The organism is Pseudomonas sp. G2-4, assembly GCF_030064125.1.
Taxonomy (GTDB): domain Bacteria; phylum Pseudomonadota; class Gammaproteobacteria; order Pseudomonadales; family Pseudomonadaceae; genus Aquipseudomonas.
Genome location: NZ_CP125957.1, coordinates 5,019,740 through 5,040,202 on the forward strand (window position 1 = coordinate 5,019,740; position 20,463 = coordinate 5,040,202).

A 20,463-nucleotide genomic window follows, 5' to 3' on the forward strand; every position below is an offset into this window, starting at 1 on the left:
CTCGAATGTGGGATGAAAAAATGGCGCAAACCGCAGAAATCCTGTTGCTTGCGCCATTTCGCACGAGTGGCGGGACGGTGTTACTTGCCGTAGATGTCGAAGGCGAAGTATTTGTCCTGGATTTGCTTGTATTTGCCGTTCTCGCGAATGGCAGCGATTGCGCTGTTGATCTTGTCTTTCAGCGCATCGCCCTTGCGAACCGCAATACCAATACCGTCGCCGAAGTATTTCTCATCGGTGAAGGCCGGACCGACGAACGCAAAGCCTTTGCCGGCGTCGGTTTTCAGGAAACCGTCATCCAACAGCGTAGCGTCTGCCACGGTACCGTCGAGGCGGCCGGCGGCTACATCCAGGTAGATCTCGTTCTGCGAACCGTACGGTTTGATCTCGGCACCCAGCGGGGCCAGGACTTCACGGGCGAAACGCTCGTGGATCGAACCGCGCTGCACGCCAATGTTCTTGCCCTTGAGCTCGGCCAGGCCGTCGCTGACCTGGGTACCGGCCTTCATCACCAGACGGGCTGGGGTGTTGTAGTACTTGTTGGTGAAATCAACGGATTTCTTGCGATCTTCAGTGATCGACATGGACGACAGGATCGCGTCGATCTTGCGGACCTTGAGCGCCGGGATCAGGCCGTCGAATTCCTGCTCGACCCACACGCACTTGACCTTCATCTCTTCGCACAGCGCATTGCCGATGTCGTAGTCGAAACCGACGATGCTGCCATCCGGGGCTTTCGAGGCAAACGGCGGGTAAGCCGCCTCGATACCGATTTTCACAGGCTTTTCATCGGCGAATGTCGACAGGGACAGCACGGACAGTGCCAGGGCGCCAAGCAGCACAAGTTTCTTCATCTTGGGACTCCATCGGTAAAGGGCAAAAACGGCAGAGTGAGCAACAGCCCAATATGCGAATGGGTGGAACGAACTTTGGTGCTGCGTCCTAGGAAGCCCACGTTTTATTCAACGCGAGCCACGACGAGCGAGTGATCGGCATTCTAACGACAGGCCCGAAGCCGATATTTCTTCAATGCGACAACAAATTACAGAAGCACCGAGAAAGCTGATCGAGCGCATTGACAGCCCCGCAAAATCATGCAAGAGCAAAAGAAGGGAAACCGATCTATGCTGCAAATAGCGGGCCCATTATTCGCAAACCCTTCTAATCCGGCAAGCACAGCGTGTCGGCTTATTTTATCCGAGGCCAGGAGCCGCCCTGTAACGGGGCTTCACGTTTCACATCGCCCCGTCGTGGCGCCTTTGGTTACACATTTCGAAACACCGGTAACGTTCAGACACCTCCCACTTTAAACGCCGATATTTATTCATCCGCCGAACCCGTGGCGAGGGAGCTTGCTCCCGCGGGGCTGCGAAGCAGCCCCAAAGCCAGGCACCACGCCCATCCAGTCATACCCCATTAGCCAGCCTACGCCGACCCCGTGGCGAGGGAGCTTGCTCCCGCTGGGCTGCGAAGCAGCCCCAAAGCCAGACACCACGGTCATTCAGTCATACCGTATTGGCCGGTTTACGACTGCTGCGCAGCCGAGCGGGAGCAAGCTCCCTCGCCACAAGGGTGTCCAGACCTGAAATAGGTGTAAACCTTATTCAGAACCAGACAGACCCCACAAAAAAGCCCCGCCAGGCAAATGCCAGGCGGGGCTTTCAAAGGTCACAAACCGCTGTCAGGCGACGTTCATGGTCTTGTGCGTCTCGATCAAGTGCGCCACCACACTTGGATCGGCCAGGGTGGAGATATCACCCAACCCATCGTATTCCGCCGTGGCGATCTTGCGCAGGATGCGGCGCATGATCTTGCCGGAACGGGTTTTCGGCAGGCCCGGGGCCCACTGGATAACATCCGGCGAAGCGATCGGACCGATTTCCTTGCGCACCCAGTTCTTCAGTTCCAGGCGCAGAGCTTCGCTGGTTTCTTCCCCGGCGTTCAGGGTGACGTAGACATAGATCCCCTGCCCCTTGATGTCGTGCGGCACACCGACCACCGCCGCTTCGGCGACTTTCGGGTGAGCAACCATGGCACTTTCGATCTCGGCGGTACCCATGCGGTGGCCGGACACGTTGAGCACGTCATCCACCCGACCGGTGATCCAATAGTAACCGTCCTCGTCGCGACGCGCACCGTCACCGGTGAAGTACATGCCGCTGAAGGTCTTGAAGTAGGTATCGACAAAACGGTCATGGTCGCCGTACAGCGTACGGGCCTGGCCTGGCCACGAATCGAGGATCACCAGGTTGCCTTCGGCGGCGCCTTCGATCAGGTTGCCGAGGTTATCCACCAGCGCCGGCACCACGCCGAAGAACGGACGTGTGGCCGAACCCGGTTTCAGCGCCGTAGCACCCGGCAACGGGCTGATCAGCACGCCACCGGTTTCGGTCTGCCACCAAGTGTCGACGATCGGGCAACGTTCCTTGCCGACATTCTTGTAGTACCAGTCCCAGGCTTCCGGGTTGATCGGCTCGCCCACCGAACCCAACAGGCGCAGGCTGCTGCCATCGGCGCCTTCGACGGCGGCGGTGCCCGAAGCCATCATCGCGCGGATAGCGGTCGGCGCGGTGTAGAGGATGTTGACCTTGTGCTTGTCGATGACCTTGGCCACCCGAGTGATATCCGGGTAGTTCGGTACGCCTTCGAACAGCAGCGTGGTCGCGCCATTGGCCAGCGGGCCGTAGACGATATAGCTGTGGCCGGTGACCCAGCCAACGTCGGCGGTGCACCAGTAGACGTCACCTGGCTTGTAGTCGAACACGCGCTCATGGGTCAGGGCCGCATACAGCAAATAGCCGGCCGTGGTGTGCTGCACACCCTTGGGCTTGCCGGTGGAACCGGAGGTGTAGAGGATGAACAGCGCCTCTTCGGCGCCCATTTCCTTCGGCGCGCAAACGGTGCCGGCCACTTTCATCAGGTCTTCGTACCAGATGTCGCGGTGCTGGTTCCACTTGATGCTACCGCCGGTGCGCTTGCACACGATGACTTTCTGGATGCTGCTGGTTTCCGGGTTGGTCAACGCATCATCGACGTTGGCCTTGAGCGGGATCTTCTTGCCGGCGCGAACGCCTTCGTCGGCGGTGATCACCACTTTGGATTTGCAATCGATGATCCGACCGGCCAGCGCTTCCGGCGAGAAACCGCCGAACACCACCGAGTGAACCGCACCGATCCGGGCACAGGCCAGCATGGCGACCACGGCCTCGGGGATCATCGGCATGTAGATCGTCACCACGTCGCCGCGATGCACATCCTGGCCGCGCAGGGCGTTGGCGAACTTGCAGACTTCTTCATGCAGCTCGCGATAGGTGATATTGCGACTCTCGGCAGGGTCATCGCCCTCCCAGATAATCGCCACTTGATCGCCGCGCTCGGCCAGATGCCGGTCGAGGCAGTTGTAGGAAACGTTCAAGGTACCGTCGGCGAACCATTTGATATCGACATGGTGATCGTCGAAGGATGTCTGTTTCACCTTGGTGAAAGGCTGAATCCAGTCGAGGCGCTTGGCCTGCTCGCGCCAAAAGCCATCCGGGTTGACCACCGACTGTTGGTACATGGCCTTGTAGGTTGCCTCGTCAGTCAACGTACTGGCCGCAACCTCGGGGCGAACGGGATACACAGAAGCCGCACTCATCTTTCTTACCTCGGTGACATAGTTGTTTTTGTATGGTCCCGTTGTAGCCCGGGGCGGGCCTATAGAACCATTCGACGATGGTAGTAACAAGTCCCTACAAAATGTCGGTACTAGTGGGAGCGAGCTTGCTCGCGATGAGGCCGGCACCTCCAACATAGATGCCACAGACAACCCCACCACCTGCAGCGATTATTACCAGATCAACCAACAGTGTTTATCAAAACCGAGTCTTTTTACGCCCACCCCCACCCCCTAAAATCAACCTCGCCAACCGGCAAACACGATTAACGCAACACAGCCCCCACGAAGGCCGTTAATCCAACTCCCGAAACCTGCTCCACACGTAACCCCAAAAAGGTTGCGTGACCCCACTCGACCTGAAGAAAGGTGAATCAGATGAAAGCTTTATGGGTTCTGGTCCTCGGCAGCCTTTGCGCCAGCGCAATGGCAGACGAAGTCCCGACCGATGTCGCACAGCAAAAACCAGCCATTGAGGAGTACACCTACTCCACCCACCTGGACATCGCCAAAGTCATCTCCATGAGCGACATCCCGAACGTCTGCGAAGTGGTCCCGGCAAAGATGGAATACGACGACTCCAAAGGCCAGCGCCACATCCTGCGCTACAGCGTCATGGGCAACGGCTGCTCCAACGGCTGATCAACGTCTAAACCCACCAGGAGCACCTACCATGAAAATCAAACTGTTCTTCGCCCTGATCCTGTCCGTACTGGCCGCGCATACCTTTGCCGCCGACGGTTTTGATCGCACCGGTTCCGCCACCGTCGCTGAAGACGGTTACGACCGTACCGGCTCCGCCACCGTCGCCGCTGACGGCTACGACCACACCGGTTCTGCCCGTATCGGTTGATCATCAATGTAATGCTGTTCACTTAAGGCAATCGACAAACCCGTGGCGAGGGAGCTTGCTCCCGCTGGGCCGCGAAGCGGCCCCAAAACCTGCCAAATGCGGAGCATCAGACACACCGCACCCGCCGGTTTACGACTGCTTCGCAGCCGAGCGGGAGCAAGCTCCCCCGCCACAGGTCCATCATTTCTCTTAGATGAACCGCATTGTGATCATTAATGGCATTTTCCATGGCCCGGTTTTGATCGGGCCTGGTTGTGTTTGAAAGCGTCGAAAACCCTCCACAAACACAACATGTAGTGCAAAACCGTAAAAAACGCTCATTTTTTGATCAAAAAAACCTGCCCCGCGACCCATGCAAAAAAAATCTTCAGCAGCCAAAGCCTTGTAAACCCTCGCTCCCACGCGGATATGCCCCCCGCCACCTCCTTCGTGGGCGATTTCGCCGCAGCACGTAGGCAAAAAAGTCCTTATAATGCCGCCTTAAACGGGCCTGCAATATTCCCTTACAGGGGATCAAGCCAGCCTGAAGCCCACGCAGAGGCTCATCGCCTCCTCGCGTACACAGCCGCTTCAGAATGACCCGTACATTTTTCTGTTTATTGCCTGCGTCAGCTGCTGCAACAAACGATTTTTCAAGATCCACCGCGGCCAGTAGGCCTTCATCGGGCATCTGGCCCTCACGCAGGAGACGACACGTCATGCTGAGCTGGGACGAATTCGACAAAGAAGACGGCGAAGTCGCTGTAAAAGGCGTCAACGCCGGCCACGCTTCTGAAGCCAACATGGACCGCCTCGACAGCGCCGGCGGTGCCGCCGCCCGCGAAGCCCGGGCCGTGACGGCCAGCGACTCGGCCGCGATCGTTCGCGCCAAGGCCGCCCTCGACAAACTCGACGTAGCCGAAGGCCTCGCCGAACTCGAAGGTGCCGCCGCCCGTGTCGCCGTCGATGAAAAGCGCATGATCAACTGCCGCGCCGACCTCAACCAGCTCGTGCCTTTCAAATACGACTGGGCCTGGCAGAAGTACCTGGACGGTTGCGCAAACCACTGGATGCCGCAAGAAGTCAACATGACCGCCGACATCGCCCTCTGGAAAGACCCGGAAGGCCTGACCGACGACGAGCGCCGCATCGTGATGCGCAACCTGGGCTTCTTCTCCACCGCCGACTCCCTGGTTGCCAACAACCTGGTCCTGGCCGTGTACCGCCTGATCACCAACCCCGAATGCCGCCAGTACATCCTGCGCCAGGCATTCGAAGAGGCGATCCACACCCACGCCTATCAGTACTGCATCGAATCGCTGGCCATGGATGAAGGCGAAATCTTCAACATGTACCACGAGATCCCATCGGTCGCGAAGAAAGCCGCCTGGGGCCTGAAATACACCCGCTCGATCTCCGATCCGAAGTTCGAAACCGGCACCCCGGAAACCGACAAAGAGTTGCTGCGCAACCTGATCGCCTACTACTGCGTGCTGGAAGGCATCTTCTTCTACTGCGGCTTCACCCAGATCCTCTCCATGGGCCGCCGCAACAAAATGACCGGCGTCGCCGAGCAGTTCCAGTACATCCTGCGCGACGAATCCATGCACCTGAACTTCGGCATCGACGTGATCAACCAGATCAAAATCGAAAACCCGCACTTGTGGGATGCCGAGATGAAGGAAGAAGCGACCCAGATGATCCTGCAAGGGACTCAACTGGAGATCGAATACGCCCGCGACACCATGCCTCGTGGGGTATTGGGGATGAATGCGGCGATGATGGAGGATTACCTCAAGTTCATCGCTAACCGTCGCCTGTCGCAGATTGGTCTGAAGGAAGAGTACCCAGGGACGACTAACCCGTTCCCTTGGATGAGCGAGATCATGGACTTGAAGAAAGAGAAGAACTTCTTTGAGACGCGAGTGATTGAGTATCAGACGGGTGGGGCTTTGAGCTGGGATTGATTCGAAAGAATCCTAGGTTGCACACTTAACTAAAAACCCCGTGAAAACGGGGTTTTTTGTGTTCTACAGAACCAAAGCCGCGTTTAACTCCGGCGCAGGCACGCTACCTTTACCCTACGAAAAAAGCAGAATCGTTCCGCATTGACGCCGTATCGCCTCGTTACCTATCTTAGTCGCAGGTGCCTAAGAAACGCCCAACGTAATAGCTAATCGCCAAACATAGAAGCGCCCAGGCTACCGGATGCCTCGCGCCCGAGAGCTTGGCCCTCCCGAAACCTCGGTTCACCTAAAGGCAACGGGGGCTGCCCGAGTCCCCACCACGCTTCCCCCATTTATGGGAAACCGCCTTGCGCTCTTCGCTATAACCTTAGAAGCAACTGCGAATTAGACTGGCCGGAGTTAAGTCCGCGTTGTGATTAAGGAAGACAGCATGCAAGAATTTTTCAGTATCAACTGGTTGCTTTGGCTATCGACCATGGTTCCGCTGACCCTGAGCGCAGGCCCTGGCAATTTGATGGTGGCGACGTCGGGTGCGCAAAGCGGTGTACGTCGTTCGGTGCGGTTTATCGTTGGGCTCGACATCACTTACTTCCTGATCGCCGTGTTGGTTGGCTTAGGCCTTTATCACACGCTGATGAACAATCCGACGCTGGTATGGGCGCTGCAAGTGGTGGGCAGTTTCTACATCTTGTGGCTGGGGGTGCGCATGCTGCGTCGTCCACTGAAGGCGCCCACCGACAAGGCCATGCACCTGCAATTTCGAGACGGCATTGTTGTACAACTGGGCAACGTGCAAGGGATCGTGATGTTGCTGGTGATGTTCTCCACCTTCATGCCTTCCGGCGAGACCAGCGGCACTGTGGTGTTGATCCTCAGTGCGGCGCTGATTTCGTTGAATTTCTTCTCGCACGTCATCTGGGTGTCGATGGGTTCGACCGTGCAGAAACTGATCCAGTCCCGCCCCAAATTGCTGATGTTTCAGAACGCTGCGTTCGGCCTGATGCTGATAGCGGTTGCTGTATGGATTTTCCTGCGCATCGGCCCACTTTGAGGAGGCTCCCATGACCCAGACCCACGGAATTGTCTTCGCCGCTCCCGGGACACCCAACGTCATGGAATTGCGCAAATACCCGTTGCGTGCCACCGGCCCTGAAGAAATCACCGTTGCCATCGAAGCCGCCGGCGTGAATTTCATTGACCTGCACCGGCGCTCCGGCGCGCTGGACGATGGATCAGCCTTTCCCAGAGGCTTGGGCATGGAAGGTGCGGGGCGTGTCGTCGAATGTGGATCGCAGGTGGAAAGCTTGGCCATTGGCGATCGAGTGGCCTTCGTCGACAGCTCGACCGGCAGCTACGCCGGTCACGCGGTCGTTCGCGCTTCGCGGGCGATACGCCTGCCCGATGACGTGTCGAGTGAAGTCGCGGCAGGCGTAATGTTCAAAGGGCTGACGGCCGAGTACCTGACGCACCGCTGCGTGCCGCTGGCGCCAGGCGACTTTGTGGTATGGCATGCGGCGGCGGGTGGCGTAGGCAGCATTGCTACAAGCTGGTTGGTCGCTCGCGGTGTACACGTGATAGGTCTCGCTTCGACCGAAGCCAAACGCCGTCAGGTTCTGGATGTGGGGTGCATAGCGGCCCTCGATGCCGAAGCGCCAGACACACTGGGGTTGATCCATGAATTGACCGATGGCAAAGGCGCCCATGTCGTATTCGACTCTATCGGCAAAGACACCGTAGAGCTGTCATTGGCGAGTTTGCGCCCCCGCGGCCACCTCGTGCTGTTTGGCAATGCTTCGGGCGACGTGACGGATTTCAACCTGTCCCGGCTCGGTCAAATGGGCTCGCTGCATGTGACGCGGCCGTCGTTGAAGCACTACATCGGCGGCGACGCTGAATTGACCCATGCGGCCGCGCGGGGGCTGCAAGCAGTGTCCAGCGGCGCGATTCGTTTGCCGCCAATAGCGCGCTTCCCCCTCGCGCTGGCTGCCCAGGCCCACTGCGTCATGCAATACCGCCAAACCCAGGGTTCGTTGATTCTGGTGCCATGACCTCGCGGTAAGACGGCCGTCAGTGCATGCCGACCGCTTTGCCGTGAAACAGCTCCGTCAGATATTCCACCACTCGATCAACGCGGCTCACACCCTGGGTAGCCTGATTGCGCAGCAACCAGATTTCCGAGCGGCGCGCAGGGCGATGGGCCAACACTTGGCACAGACCGGACTGGTGTCCGACGTAGGCGGGTAACGCGGCAATCCCCAGATCGGCTTCGACTGCCTTGAGCTGCGCATTCAGGTTTGAAACGCGCATCCACAGTTTCTGGTCTCCGGTCATTTCACTCAACCATTGGGCGAGCGGCATATACGACATTTCTTCGGTCCAGCCGATCAGACTGTGGTGCTTGAGGTCGGCGGGTTCGGCCGGCAGACCGTTGGCATCGGCATAAGCCTGGGAGCAGAAAAGCCCCTGCATCAGTGTCCCGACCCGGCGCATGGTGAAGTTACCGTTCTCCGGCCTGCGCAAGCGGATAATGATGTCGCTGTGGCTCTGCGTGAGTTTCGACGACACCGCCGAGTTAATGAAGTCGAAACTGATCTCCGGGTGCTGATCATGAAATACCGCGAGTTGCGGAATGATCAAGTGCGTGCCCATTAGTTCCGGACAATCGATGCGCACCTGTCCCGCCATCCGATCACCCGGTTGCGACATCTGCCGCTCGATCAGTTTGAAACGCTCCTCCGTTTCCAGTGCCAATGGCAGCAACGCTCTTCCCGCTTCAGTCAGGAAGTAACCGTTAGTCTTCTTCGAAAACAATACCGTACCGAGTGATTCCTCAAGCGCCGCGATCTTGCGCGACACCGTCGAGGCCGAAACCTTGAGCGAGATTCCGGCCTCGGTCACGTTGTTCGATTTAGCGACGAAGATAAAAACCTTCAGATCATCCCAATCCATGTCGATGACATATCCAAAAATGGAAAATCGATCCTCATCTATTTCTATTCGAAATATCCAGAGGCCACGTTACAGTTTTTGCATGGAGCAAAACCCTAGAGGAAACATGGATGATACGTAACTCAATGCGCGCCCTTCCAGGGTTCATGCAGCCGTTTCTGAGTTGGCTGACAGCCAAGCCTCTACCCGAAGATCTCGATAAAGTCCGTCCTCTGAAGCCGTTCCACCATATCGTTGTGTCGGCGGGATTAATAGCCGGCGGCGCGCTGTTGGCCGGTATCGGTTATTCGCAGGCCAGCATTGCGCTGTGGCTACTGGGCTTTGTCCTGGCCACCGGTGGCATCAAGCAGATGCAAGTGATGATCTGCCACAACTGCGCCCATGACATGGTCTTCGAATCGCGCGAAACCAATATGACCGTCGGCCGGATCATTTCCGGCGTCCTGATGCTCAAACCCTTCGATACCTACAAGAGCGAACATGCGCTGCATCACAGTTCGAAAACGCTGCTCACCGACGATGATGACACCCTCTCCTACCTGCAAAGTGTGGTGGGGTTAAAACCGTCCGACAGCATCGCCACGCTGTGGACCAAACTGGTCTCGACCGCGCTGTCGCCACTGGCCGTGCTGCGTTCGTGCTGGGGCCGATTGAAAGGCACCGCCACGGCTGCAAACCGCCGCGTCGCAGTATTGACGTTGGTCTTCTGGGCAGGCCTTGCACTGCTGTCAGCAGCCTTGGGCCATTTCGATCTGTTCATCGTGGCGTGGGTGATTCCAATCTTCGCCGGCTACCACATCAGCACCACATTTCGCCTGGCGGCCGAGCACACCTGGCCCAGCGTGGACGTACTGGAACGGCGCGGCATCGACTTCATTTGCGAGAGCACCACCGGCGTATTCATCGGCGAAGAACTGCGCATCCCCGAAGGTGCGGGGACTGTTCGACGCTTCGCCCATATCAGCGTTTGGCTGATCAAGATGCTGGCGTTCCACTTGTTTGTCCGGGTGTTTGTGATGGTCGGCGATACACCGTGTCACGACTTTCATCACCGGCGCCCACGATCCAAAGACTGGCCGAATTACATCACTGCCCGCGAACGCGACAGGATCGAAGGCTCCAAACCCTTTCCCACGAACTACGCCGAGACTTGGGGCTATATCAACTCGGTGACCACCAACTTTCGCAACTTTCAGCGGGCGCTCCCGTACTACACAACCAGGACAGCAACTTAAAAGGGACTTTAACGATGACTTTCAGCAAAACCGCTCTGCTCACCACCGTGCCTTCGGATTCCCATAGCTGGAATCTGGTATTCATGGAGTTCCTGCTCACAGACATGGGCTACAACGTCGAGAATCTGGGACCGAACACGCCCATGGACGAGGTGATCGCGCGGCTCAACCGCCACGCCAGCGCCATGGTGGTCGTCAGCACGGTCAATGGCCATGGCTACATCGAAGGCGCTGAACTCGCGCGGCGTATTCGTAGCGAAACCAAACACACCGACGGGGTGTATATCGGCGGCAAGATCTGCACCGAAAACGATCCTCAGAACATTGCCCGACATAGCGACACACTGCGCGCCGCAGGTTTCGATGAGGTGTTCGACGACAGCGTGGCCAACAGCTTCGATGCCTTCCAGGAATTGGTGTCTGCCCAGTTGTATCCAGAGCATTACCTGGAGAAACGGATCGCTCGCTGACCCGTTGCACCCTTACCGATTCGCAGAAAAGGCAGATCAGGATGATCGACTTCAACACTCATGTTCTTGAGCGCTTCAACGCGCACGGCCCGGTGCTCCAGCCGCGAATGGGCTTCAGTGACCCGGCCCGGATGCAAGCTGGCCTGGAAGCCACAGCAGCGAGCGGGGCGAACACTGTGTGCACCATCACCCTTGATGCGTTCACCCGGGTAAACAATCTTGAAGCAGCGCAACGGGCCATCGACAGCGAATCGATGCTCAACGGTTATCCGATCGTCAACCATTCGCCAGCGCAAACCCGTGCCATGATCGACCAGATCGATGCGCGCTATCGCCTGCCAGTTCAGGTTCGTCATGGTTCGCCCGACCCGTTGCACATTTTCGAGCGAATGGTCGAAGTCGGTCTGCCCACCACCGAGGGCGGGCCGATTTCCTATTGCCTGCCATACAGTCGCACGCCGCTGCGCGAGGCGTTTGGTCACTGGGAGAAAGCCTGTCAGGTGCTATCCAGCGGCGTCGACAACAGTCACATCGAAAGCTTCGCCGGTTGCATGATGGGACAGATGTGCGACCCGGTGATTCTGGTGGCACTAAATATTCTTGAAGGATTGTTCTTGCGCGCGCATGGCATCAAGACGCTGTCGTTCTCCTATGCTCAGGGTACCTCGCCGGTGCAGGATCGTGCGGCGGTGACGGCCCTCCAACAACTCGCGGCCGAATATTTTGCGCCGGGCAGCTATCACTTTGTCGGCTACGTGTTCATGGGGTTCTTCCCGCGCTCGCTTGGCGGATTTTGCCGAATCACAGGTGATGCGCTGGCCATGATCCGCGCCACGGGTGTGCAACGCGTGATCATCAAGACGCCAGTGGAATCAAGGCGCATTCCACGGGTAGAGGAAAATATCGCGGCACTGGAGTACTGCGACTACTGCCTGAACACCGACGGTGTTTTACCGCAAATTCCGTTCGATTCCCAGGAACACCGGCGCGTCCTGCGCAGCGCGAAACGCCTGATCGAAGGCACGCTGGCCCACGACAGCAACTTGTCCGAAGCCCTGCTCGGTGCCTTCGACAGTGGTTTTCTGTCGATCCCTTACTGCCTGCACCCCGACAACAAACGCGGTGCCGGCACCGTGGTGACGCCGGAAAGCTATTACCACGGGTTCCAGGGCGAGCGGGTGGAAAATGCCTTCTCGTTTCTGGCGGCGCTGAGGCAGAACATCCGCACCTATGACTGCGTGCTTTGACGCTGGATCGAGGCAGTCAGTACCAGCCCTGTTGATGAGATGCCGCCGCCTGTGTCGGGCGGCGGCTTTTTGTGGGTGATATGGAATTGGGGCTGCTGCACAGCCCAGCGGGAGCAAGCTCCCTCGCCACAGGTCATCGTCAAGCTGGAGGAATATCAATAAAGTCTCCTCGTGCCCTGTCCATGGCCGGTGCACTACTACAAATTTTGCTCCGAGCTGAAAACAGTCAGTGCAACCCGTCCCGCCTCCCGCTATTAATACCCTTCCCCCTCAAGGACCCGAGCCCGCTATGAAATTCGACCTCGCCTACTGCATCAGCCTCGACGATAAGCTGTCGATCTATGACGTGCGCGATTTGAATTTCGACGAGACAGTGGCGTTCGACTCCGCGAAAGAACATTTCCAATGCCCCAACGATGCCTGTCGAATGGCGTTTGATGCGGCGAATGTGTTGGGGACGTTCAACGCCAAGAATGTGAATTACGTGCGCACGCCGCACTTCAAGAACATCCCCAGCACGCGGCATGTCGAGGGTTGTCCTTATGTCAGCCTGAAGGCGCCGGCGTCGGGCCTGGAAGTGGATGGTGCGGAATCGGATGACGGTCGGGAGGAGCATTTCCCTTCGGAGTTGTTGCTGACTCGGCGTGAGTATGTGCGCAAGCCGTCCAGCCCGACGGTGGCGGTCGACGTAATACGCGATGAGCGCATACCTCCAGCCGCCACTCAGAGCGAGCACCCGGGCCGTGATTCGGCGCCGGACAAGACCCATGTCTTCGCCCATCCGGTGGAGTGCTTCGTGTCGAACTTCGCGGACAAGGACCTGCTCAAGCGCATGCCGCTGAAGATTGGCGAGCACACGGCGCCCTACAGTTCTTTTTTCAAGAAAATCGAGTTCCTGCAGGACAACAAAGGGCTGATCTACTGGGGCAAGATCAAGAAAATCGAGGATTACCACAGCGCCAGTTTTCGCATCGATTTCGAACAGAAGGTCTGGGTCAAGCAACCGGGCGAGACGAAGAAAAAGCCTTACTCAGTCAACGTTTATCTGAGCAAGAAGCTGATCGATAACTACCGCAAGCGCAAAGCGTTCCTGGAAGAGATCAAGCACGCCGCCGACAGTGACGCGCCGTTGTATTGCTTCTTTTATGGCGTGACGCCGGAGTTCAAGCAGGTACCGAGCAAGAAAAACCCCGACCAGACGTTCGGGGTGCTCACTGCCAATATTGAGAATCTGGATCACTTCATTATTCGGGAGGCGCCGGGGTTGGCAGCCGGATAACCTAGCTCCACCTTCGGAACGCGTCAGCCGATATCAAACAGCTCACTCAAAGGCTGCGCTTTCGCGCATCAATGCCTTGTACCGCCCGCGTGCAGATGCAACGTCGGCATCACTGACACCGCAATAGTGCTTGAACCAATGCATCAGCATTTCTTCATTCGGTACAATGTAGTCTTTCTGGCCCTTGAGGCACTTAAGCATACCGTTGAGCCTGCGATCACATTGATTGGCCGCGATCTCGTCCGCAGGCAGGCCCATTTCCATCGTCTGATCAGTGAACATCCAGACAATTTCGTTGAGATGGCCTTGAACACTACGGTCGCCGCGCCTGTAAAAGTGGTATTGGCTTTCACCCGCCTGGAGACGTTCAAACGTGGATGTGAAATCAATTTGCTCCAGCACACCGGTTCGCGCCGCGTGCTGCATCACGCCATCGATCCAGCGCAGCATGAATTTTTGAATAAAGCCTTGAAGATCGGCTTTATTGGTACCGGAAAAAACCATGCAGTAGCGCGTTCCAAAGTGCATGACGAACAGCACATGCTCGCGCTGAAGGGTGACGGCATGGACCAGCCATTGCTCGCTGGGTAGATCGTCCGTTGGCTCATTTTCTGGTGGAGCTTCAACGGGCGTTATTTTTTTGCCCTTATGTACGCGGCTGAAGAACTTGCTCGCCGCTTCGGTGCAGTTGAATATCAGCATCAGGGAGCTCTTCGCGTGTATTGATCCTGTGGCACAGTCTCTGGCCCCCACTCCAGCTCATAGGGTTGACGAACCACATAGCTGATTCCGTTTAGCGTTTCTGCGCTTAACACGGACAACTCGGCCTCGGTCAACAAGTCGTGCATGACCATAAGCGCCAGGCACATTCTCGCAGTTGACCGACTGAAATGGTTAAAGGCATTGGCAAGGTCTTTGTCGCGATCCTCCATCAACCTATAAAGCTTTAGGTATCGGGCGTGTGCCGTTAGTGCGCCGCGTTCACTTATCGTCATGGCATCGATCAGTACACCCTGGCAAAAACGCTCCAGCGCCAACTCACGCAGCCCTTTGAATACTTTCCAGTCTTTTTCCGGGATAGGCATATGCATATGCAACTCCTCTCAATCATGCGGAGTAAATCTCTACCCTGCCGCTTGTTCGTCAATACTAACCGCTGAACATCCCACCCATCACCAACATCAACAACCCCACATACACCCGCGCATGCAGCCGATCCGGTATCCGTCCGATCCACGGCGTTGCCAGGCGGATGCCCAATAGCGCGCCGAGCGTGAGTACAGCGAAGGCCAGCAAGTCCACATAACCAACGAACCACGGTCCAAGGTCCGTTCCGGTGAAGCCGGCCAAGGCCATGTAGGTAACAGTACCGGCCAACGCGACGGGCAAGCTCAGCGGATTGGCCATCGACGTGGCCTGGGACATGCCCAGACCACAACGGCGCAGCAGCGGCACGGTCATGACACTGCCGCCAACCCCCAGGAACGTGGCAATGATTCCGACAGCAGCGCCCCCCACCGTCGTCTCCATCGCCGACAGGAGTCGTGGGACAGCACCGCTAGCGCGTGTCAGAAAACCTCGCCGCAGCAGGCAATCCAAAATGGTCAGGCCCAGGTAGGCAATGAAAGCGTAGCGGATAATCTCGCCGCTCATCCAGGTGGCAGCCGTTGCGCCGAGGGTCGCGCCCAGGGCGATGAAGCCGCCGAACGGCCACAAGTATTGACGAAGCAGCTGACCGGCGCGGTGATGTTTTCGAGTGGCAACCAGGGCGTTGACGATCATGACGCAGGTGGAAGTGGCCACGGCGATGTGCATCGCCGATTCTCCGATAACGTCACCTGCGTGGCGCGAAATCAGCAGGCGATAGATCAAGGGCACCACGACAAAACCGCCGCCGAACCCGAACAGCACGGCGGTCATGCCACTCAGGCAGCCGAAACAGGCGAGCAATACGTAGAACATCTAGGGAAGTCCGTGGAATGGGAGGCGTCCACGATAGGTAAACGAGGGTTGGCCCGCTGTAGCAAACCGGCCAATAATATTCGCGTTTACGCCAATCGCGAGTCGCCCTTCGATGCGCAACACTTCGATCGATTTATTGGATGCAACGCCCAGGGCCGTCGTCGCCATTGGCACCGATTACCCCCATGGGCATTTACTGCCGCTGCACCATCATCGCCGGGCGCAGTTGCTGTATGGCGCCACTGGTGTGATGCAGGTCAGCACGGCGGAGGGCAATTGGGTGGTGCCGCCGCAACGGGCGGTGTGGATTCCGCCAGGCGTCGCCCATGAGGTGTTGATGGTGGGCGTCAGTACACGCAGCCTTTACATCGAACCGGCCGCCGTGACGGCCATGGACGCGCGTTGCCAGGTCATCAGCGTCTCGCCCCTGATGCGTCAGTTGCTGATGGAAGCCGTGGCGCTTGCCCCGGACTATGACGAGGCTGGACGGGACGGCGCATTGATCAACCTGCTGCTGCACGAATTGTTGCGCAGCACCCATTTACCGCTGCACCTTCCATTGCCGAAAGACCCGCGCCTGCTGGGCCTGTGCCAGGCATTCCTGAAACATCCCGACGCCCACGCCTCGCCCGCGCAATGGGCCGCGCAGTTGCCAGTCAGCCTGCGTTCGTTCAATCGGCTGTTCAGTCGGCAAACCACGCTGAGCTTCAGTCAGTGGCGACAACGGGCTTGCGTGATGTCGGCGCTGCCTCGCTTGGCTGAGGGCCATTCGGTGACCCGCATAGCCCTCGATCTGGGCTACGACAGCCCTGCGGCGTTCTCCACCATGTTTCGCCGGGTGCTGGGTCAAGCCCCGAGCGCCTGGCAAGAAGCGGCCGCTGGTCATTGATCAAAAAAATGAGATTGATCCGGATTCAAAACAACTGTACAAAAACACAGTACTTTTGAATCCACAGCTCTGGAGAACTCCCATGGCCTCTCTCGCAATCAAAACCACCCTGCAACGCATCGCTGTCTATCAATTCACCCCCGCCCACAGCGCACAGGCCCGAGCCATGCTCGGCTGGAGTGTCGAGGAGCTGTCGCGGCAGTCCGGCGTTTCGGTCCAGGCCATCCGCCGCTTCGAAGCCGGGGGCGAGTTGCTCGACGTGACCCGCCTGGCCCTGGCCTTTCGGCTGGAATCCGAAGGCCTGGTGTTCTTTCCCGGCTTCGCACCGGGGCGTGGCATGAACATCAAGGGTGCCACGCCGGACCCGATGGAGCGGCCAGACTACGCAATGATCGAATGATCGATGCGTCGGGGGTCAGGCCATGTCGGGCTGGTCCTGGTAAGCCGAGGGCTCCGCATTCAGCCACCAGGCCTGGCCACGTTGCGGCTGTGTCAGGGTGAATGCTTCGCCCATTTGCGGCGTGGTGATGCAGATGTTGCGTTCCCAGGCCAGGGCCAGGATGCGATCGAAGGGTTCATACCAGGCATGCATCGCCAGGTCGAACGTGCCGTTGTGGATCGGCAGCAACCAACGGCCCCTGAGGTCGATATGAGCCTGCAGGGTTTGCTCCGGCTGCATGTGGACATGGGGCCAATCGACGTTATAGGCGCCGGTTTCCATCAGCGTCAGGTCAAAGGGGCCGTATTGCTCGCCGATGCGTTTGAAACCGTCGAAATAGCCGGTGTCGCCGCTGAAGAAAATCCGGGTGGCACCGTCGATCATCACCCATGACGCCCACAAGCTGCTGTTGCTGTCGAACAGGCCGCGACCGGAAAAGTGTTGGGATGGCGTGGCAATGAACTCGATACCCTCGACCTCGGTGCCTTGCCACCAATCGAGCTGACGGACCTTGCTGGCGTCGACGCCCCATTTGATCAGGGTGTCACCCACGCCAAGGGGAGCCAGGAAATGGCGAGTCTTGTCTGCAAGCTTGAGGATGGCCTGATGATCGAGATGGTCGTAATGATCATGGGAAAGGATGACCGCTTCAATCGGCGGCAGCTCTTCCAGGCTGATGGGCGGCTGATGAAAACGCTTCGGCCCGAGCCATTGCACGGGTGAGGCGCGCTCGGAGAAAACTGGATCGGTCAGCCAGAACTTGTCCCGCAGTTTGAGCAGCACGGTGGAATGGCCAAGGCGCCAGACACTGCTGTTCGGCGCTGCCAGCAAAGCGGCGCGCGTCAGCGATTGAACCTCAATGGCGCCCTCGGGCCGGGTGGCGCGTGGCTTATGGAAGGTCATGTTCCAGATGATGCGCAAGGTGGTGCCGAACCCTTGCCGCGGAGTGAATGCGTGATTGCGATACTTGCCCTGTTCATGCCGGGATGAAGGCTGGGCAGACGGGTTGTCGGAAAAGGAGGGAGTGGTCATCGATAACTCCAAGGACGTCGTCGCAATCGCGCTTCGCCGTTGTGGGACGCTGGATGGCCGTTGCATGCACGCTCAGCCGCTTGACTCGCAAACTACACCACTCGGTGTAGTTTCTAGATTGCATGAATCTTGTGAGCAAGTAAACTGCCGAGTGTAAATCCTCCCCTCCCCAACCGACGAATGCCCATGACCGTACCGCTGCGCCTTACCGAGCGAAAACGCGAAGCCATCCTCCAGGCCGCGATTGCCGAATTCCGCAGCAGCGGGTTCGAGATCACCAGCATGGACAAGATCGCTGCGACTGCCGGTGTGTCAAAGCGCACGGTGTACAACCACTTCCCCAGCAAGGAAGCGCTGTTTGCCGAGATTCTGAATCGGTTATGGCACAGCATTACGGCAGAACAGGACGTGTCCTACCGCTGCGAAAAACCGCTACGGGAGCAACTGCAGGCTTTGCTGCAAGCCAAGTTGCGCATGCTGGCGGACGAGAACTTCCTCGACCTGGCACGCATCGCCATCGCCGCAACGATTCATTCCCCCGAGCGGGCCCAGGACATGGTTGGGCGCATGGGCGAGCGCGAAGAAGGCCTGACCGCCTGGATTCGCCTGGCCCAGGCCGATGGCCAGTTGAAGCCCGTGGAACCGGCCTTTGCAGCCCAGCAAATGCATGGATTGCTCAAGACGTTCGCCTTCTGGCCGCAGATTTCCATGGGCCAGCCGAGCCTGACTCAGGATGAACAGACACGGGTGATCGAATCGGCCCTCGACATGTTTCTGGCCCGCTATCAGGCCTGAGCGTCAGGAGCAGCGCAGATTGCGCCCCAACTCATCGAACAATGTCACCACCGAGCGCAAGGCGCGGCAGTCTGGGCGGGTCAGAAGCCAAAGCGCGGTGTCATACCCTGCCAGCGATTCGCCCAAGGGTATCAGGCCCTGGCGCTCGTCGATCAGAAAGTCCGGCAGCGCCGCAACGCCCAAACCAGCCCGCACCAGCTCGGTGACCGAAAGCATGCTGTTACAGCGATAGGCAGGCACTACACCGGGTAGCTGTTGACGGCGCCAGACAACGGTGGGGTGATCGGGGAGGAAGTCGTCCGGGGCGATCCAGGTCATGGAAGCCAGTTCATCGGGATTCGCCGAGCGCATATACGTGGCGCTGGCACACACCCGGTAAGCCACGTCGCCGAGTTTTCGACCAACCAGGTGTTCCGGCGGCGTACGGGTCAAACGCAACGCGATGTCGGCATCACGGCGGCTCAGGTTGGCGAAGTCGTTCGAGGTGCTCAGTTCAAGCGTCAACGCCGGGTAGGCGGGCATGAACCGCGCCAGCGCGGGCAGCAACAAGGCTTGCAGGACCGAGTCCGTGCACGTCAGGCGCACCGTGCCGCTGACAACCTCGCCGCCCTGCTCCACGCCGATACGCGCAGCCTCCAGCGCCTGCTCAGCACGTTCAGCCTGTTCGGCCAAGGCCTGGGCCAGGCTCGTGGGCAAGTACCCGGCACGGCTCTTCTCGAACAAGCCCTGGCCCAGGGCCGCCTCCAACCGACGTACCGAACGGAACACCGTGGACACGTCCACTTTCAGCAACCGCGAAGCCCGAGCCAGCGAGCCGCCACGGACCAGCGCCAGGACCAGGGAAAGATCGGGGTAATCCAGACGATAGTGCGTCGATGCATTGATCACTTGGGCAAACGCCAATATTGATTGCGTGAACGCCAATCTATAGTGGCAACCAGGAATCAACAAGCGGCGAATCTCTCATGGAAAACCAGCGTCCTTTGCACATCGCCCTGGTCGGCGACTACGACCCCCAGGTAACAGCTCACCGGGCGATCCCCATCGCCCTTGAACTCATCGCCAGGCAAACAGGCCAAGACATTCACTTCCACTGGTTGGCAACCGACTCCATCGCTGACCACAACGTGCTGAACGACTACAACGGCGTCTGGTGCGTGCCCAACACTCCTTACCGAAACGAAGACGGCGCCTTGCAAGCCATTCGTTTTGCCCGCGAACAGCGTCGCCCTTTCCTCGGCACCTGCGGCGGTTTTCAGCACGCGGTGTTGGAATATGCCCGCAATGTGATGGGCTGGGCCGACGCCGCCCATGGCGAAACCGCCCCTGAAGCGGAACGGGTGCTGTTGACGCCGCTGAGCTGTGCCTTGATCGAAACCATCGACAGCCTCCAGCTCGAAGCGGATTCCTTGATTGCCAAGGCCTACGGTCGCCAGACGGTATTCGAAGGTTATCGATGCCGCTTTGGGGTCAATCCACAATTTGAACAAGACTTGCTCGGCGAACGCTTGCACGCCGTGGCCCGGGATTCGGCCGGCGACCTGCGAGCGGTGGAACTGCGCGATCATCCGTTTTTTGTGGCGACGCTGTTCCAGCCTGAGCGTGCAGCCTTGGAAGGCCGTGTGCCGCCGCTGGTCAGTGCGTTTGTCGAAGCCTGTGCCAAGTCAATGTCATAGCACCACCCTCGGCAAAAACACAAAACCTGTGGGAGC

21 protein-coding genes are annotated in these 20,463 nt (G+C 58.5%); 13 read left to right on the forward strand and 8 right to left on the reverse strand.

Going from position 1 to position 20,463, the window contains the following annotated elements; translation table 11 throughout:
- Positions 1-80: 80 nt before the first annotated feature.
- Positions 81-854: an L-arginine-binding protein AotJ gene (gene aotJ / locus QNH97_RS21910; protein WP_283553875.1), complete on the reverse strand. Its 774-nt coding sequence runs from the start codon at positions 852-854 to the stop codon at positions 81-83.
- An 827-nt stretch (positions 855-1,681) separates the two neighbouring features.
- The gene (gene acs / locus QNH97_RS21915) at positions 1,682-3,637 is read right to left on the reverse strand and encodes an acetate--CoA ligase (RefSeq protein ID WP_283553876.1); all 1,956 of its coding nucleotides are present in this window, start codon (positions 3,635-3,637) and stop codon (positions 1,682-1,684) included.
- A 396-nt stretch (positions 3,638-4,033) separates the two neighbouring features.
- On the opposite strand from acs, the gene QNH97_RS21920 reads away from it, so the two are divergent.
- The 5 genes from QNH97_RS21920 (at position 4,034) to QNH97_RS21940 (ending at position 8,502) form a co-directional block, all read left to right on the forward strand.
- Positions 4,034-4,297 (forward strand): DUF2790 domain-containing protein, encoded by a 264-nt coding sequence (locus QNH97_RS21920; protein WP_092472965.1) that lies wholly within the window; start codon positions 4,034-4,036, stop codon positions 4,295-4,297.
- 31 nt (positions 4,298-4,328) lie between these two features.
- On the forward strand, positions 4,329-4,508 hold the full coding sequence (locus tag QNH97_RS21925) for a hypothetical protein (protein WP_283553877.1): 180 nt from the start codon (positions 4,329-4,331) through the stop codon (positions 4,506-4,508).
- A 698-nt stretch (positions 4,509-5,206) separates the two neighbouring features.
- The gene (locus QNH97_RS21930) at positions 5,207-6,454 is read left to right on the forward strand and encodes a ribonucleotide-diphosphate reductase subunit beta (RefSeq protein WP_283553878.1); all 1,248 of its coding nucleotides are present in this window, start codon (positions 5,207-5,209) and stop codon (positions 6,452-6,454) included.
- Between the two features lie 430 nt (positions 6,455-6,884).
- Positions 6,885-7,505 (forward strand): LysE family translocator, encoded by a 621-nt coding sequence (locus QNH97_RS21935; protein WP_283553879.1) that lies wholly within the window; start codon positions 6,885-6,887, stop codon positions 7,503-7,505.
- Between the two features lie 10 nt (positions 7,506-7,515).
- Positions 7,516-8,502 (forward strand): quinone oxidoreductase family protein, encoded by a 987-nt coding sequence (locus QNH97_RS21940; RefSeq protein WP_283553880.1) that lies wholly within the window; start codon positions 7,516-7,518, stop codon positions 8,500-8,502.
- A 19-nt stretch (positions 8,503-8,521) separates the two neighbouring features.
- Here QNH97_RS21940 and QNH97_RS21945 read toward each other — a convergent pair whose 3' ends face one another.
- Positions 8,522-9,403 (reverse strand): LysR family transcriptional regulator, encoded by an 882-nt coding sequence (locus tag QNH97_RS21945; RefSeq protein ID WP_283553881.1) that lies wholly within the window; start codon positions 9,401-9,403, stop codon positions 8,522-8,524.
- 110 nt (positions 9,404-9,513) lie between these two features.
- On the opposite strand from QNH97_RS21945, the gene QNH97_RS21950 reads away from it, so the two are divergent.
- The 4 genes from QNH97_RS21950 (at position 9,514) to QNH97_RS21965 (ending at position 13,634) form a co-directional block, all read left to right on the forward strand.
- Positions 9,514-10,638: a fatty acid desaturase gene (locus QNH97_RS21950; RefSeq protein ID WP_283553882.1), complete on the forward strand. Its 1,125-nt coding sequence runs from the start codon at positions 9,514-9,516 to the stop codon at positions 10,636-10,638.
- Between the two features lie 14 nt (positions 10,639-10,652).
- Entirely contained in the window at positions 10,653-11,108 is a 456-nt protein-coding gene (locus tag QNH97_RS21955; RefSeq protein ID WP_283553883.1) for a cobalamin B12-binding domain-containing protein, read from the forward strand.
- Positions 11,109-11,149: 41 nt separating this feature from the next.
- Entirely contained in the window at positions 11,150-12,355 is a 1,206-nt protein-coding gene (locus tag QNH97_RS21960) for a methylaspartate mutase (RefSeq protein WP_283553884.1), read from the forward strand.
- 289 nt (positions 12,356-12,644) lie between these two features.
- The gene (locus QNH97_RS21965) at positions 12,645-13,634 is read left to right on the forward strand and encodes a hypothetical protein (RefSeq protein ID WP_283553885.1); all 990 of its coding nucleotides are present in this window, start codon (positions 12,645-12,647) and stop codon (positions 13,632-13,634) included.
- A gap of 42 nt (positions 13,635-13,676) precedes the next feature.
- Here QNH97_RS21965 and QNH97_RS21970 read toward each other — a convergent pair whose 3' ends face one another.
- From QNH97_RS21970 to QNH97_RS21980, 3 genes are all read right to left on the reverse strand, one after another.
- Entirely contained in the window at positions 13,677-14,336 is a 660-nt protein-coding gene (locus QNH97_RS21970) for a DUF6933 domain-containing protein (protein WP_283553886.1), read from the reverse strand.
- The gene (locus QNH97_RS21975; protein WP_283557529.1) at positions 14,336-14,719 is read right to left on the reverse strand and encodes a hypothetical protein; all 384 of its coding nucleotides are present in this window, start codon (positions 14,717-14,719) and stop codon (positions 14,336-14,338) included. Before QNH97_RS21975 ends, QNH97_RS21970 begins: the two co-directional genes overlap by 1 nt.
- 64 nt (positions 14,720-14,783) lie before the next feature.
- Entirely contained in the window at positions 14,784-15,596 is an 813-nt protein-coding gene (locus QNH97_RS21980) for a sulfite exporter TauE/SafE family protein (protein ID WP_283553887.1), read from the reverse strand.
- A 112-nt stretch (positions 15,597-15,708) separates the two neighbouring features.
- Here QNH97_RS21980 and QNH97_RS21985 point away from each other — a divergent pair, with 112 nt between their 5' ends.
- Both QNH97_RS21985 and QNH97_RS21990 read left to right on the forward strand, forming a co-directional pair.
- Positions 15,709-16,485, forward strand: a complete 777-nt coding sequence (locus QNH97_RS21985) for an AraC family transcriptional regulator (protein ID WP_283553888.1) — start codon at positions 15,709-15,711, stop codon at positions 16,483-16,485.
- An 82-nt stretch (positions 16,486-16,567) separates the two neighbouring features.
- On the forward strand, positions 16,568-16,885 hold the full coding sequence (locus QNH97_RS21990; RefSeq protein ID WP_025215121.1) for a helix-turn-helix domain-containing protein: 318 nt from the start codon (positions 16,568-16,570) through the stop codon (positions 16,883-16,885).
- Positions 16,886-16,900: 15 nt separating this feature from the next.
- Here QNH97_RS21990 and QNH97_RS21995 read toward each other — a convergent pair whose 3' ends face one another.
- Positions 16,901-17,956, reverse strand: a complete 1,056-nt coding sequence (locus QNH97_RS21995; RefSeq protein ID WP_283553889.1) for an MBL fold metallo-hydrolase — start codon at positions 17,954-17,956, stop codon at positions 16,901-16,903.
- A 186-nt stretch (positions 17,957-18,142) separates the two neighbouring features.
- Between QNH97_RS21995 and QNH97_RS22000 the strand changes: the two genes are divergently transcribed.
- Positions 18,143-18,751, forward strand: a complete 609-nt coding sequence (locus QNH97_RS22000) for a TetR/AcrR family transcriptional regulator (RefSeq protein WP_283553890.1) — start codon at positions 18,143-18,145, stop codon at positions 18,749-18,751.
- A gap of 3 nt (positions 18,752-18,754) precedes the next feature.
- Here QNH97_RS22000 and QNH97_RS22005 read toward each other — a convergent pair whose 3' ends face one another.
- Positions 18,755-19,702, reverse strand: a complete 948-nt coding sequence (locus tag QNH97_RS22005; RefSeq protein WP_283553891.1) for a LysR family transcriptional regulator — start codon at positions 19,700-19,702, stop codon at positions 18,755-18,757.
- A 14-nt stretch (positions 19,703-19,716) separates the two neighbouring features.
- Between QNH97_RS22005 and QNH97_RS22010 the strand changes: the two genes are divergently transcribed.
- The gene (locus QNH97_RS22010; RefSeq protein ID WP_283553892.1) at positions 19,717-20,427 is read left to right on the forward strand and encodes a CTP synthase C-terminal region-related (seleno)protein; all 711 of its coding nucleotides are present in this window, start codon (positions 19,717-19,719) and stop codon (positions 20,425-20,427) included.
- Positions 20,428-20,463 lie beyond the last annotated feature (36 nt).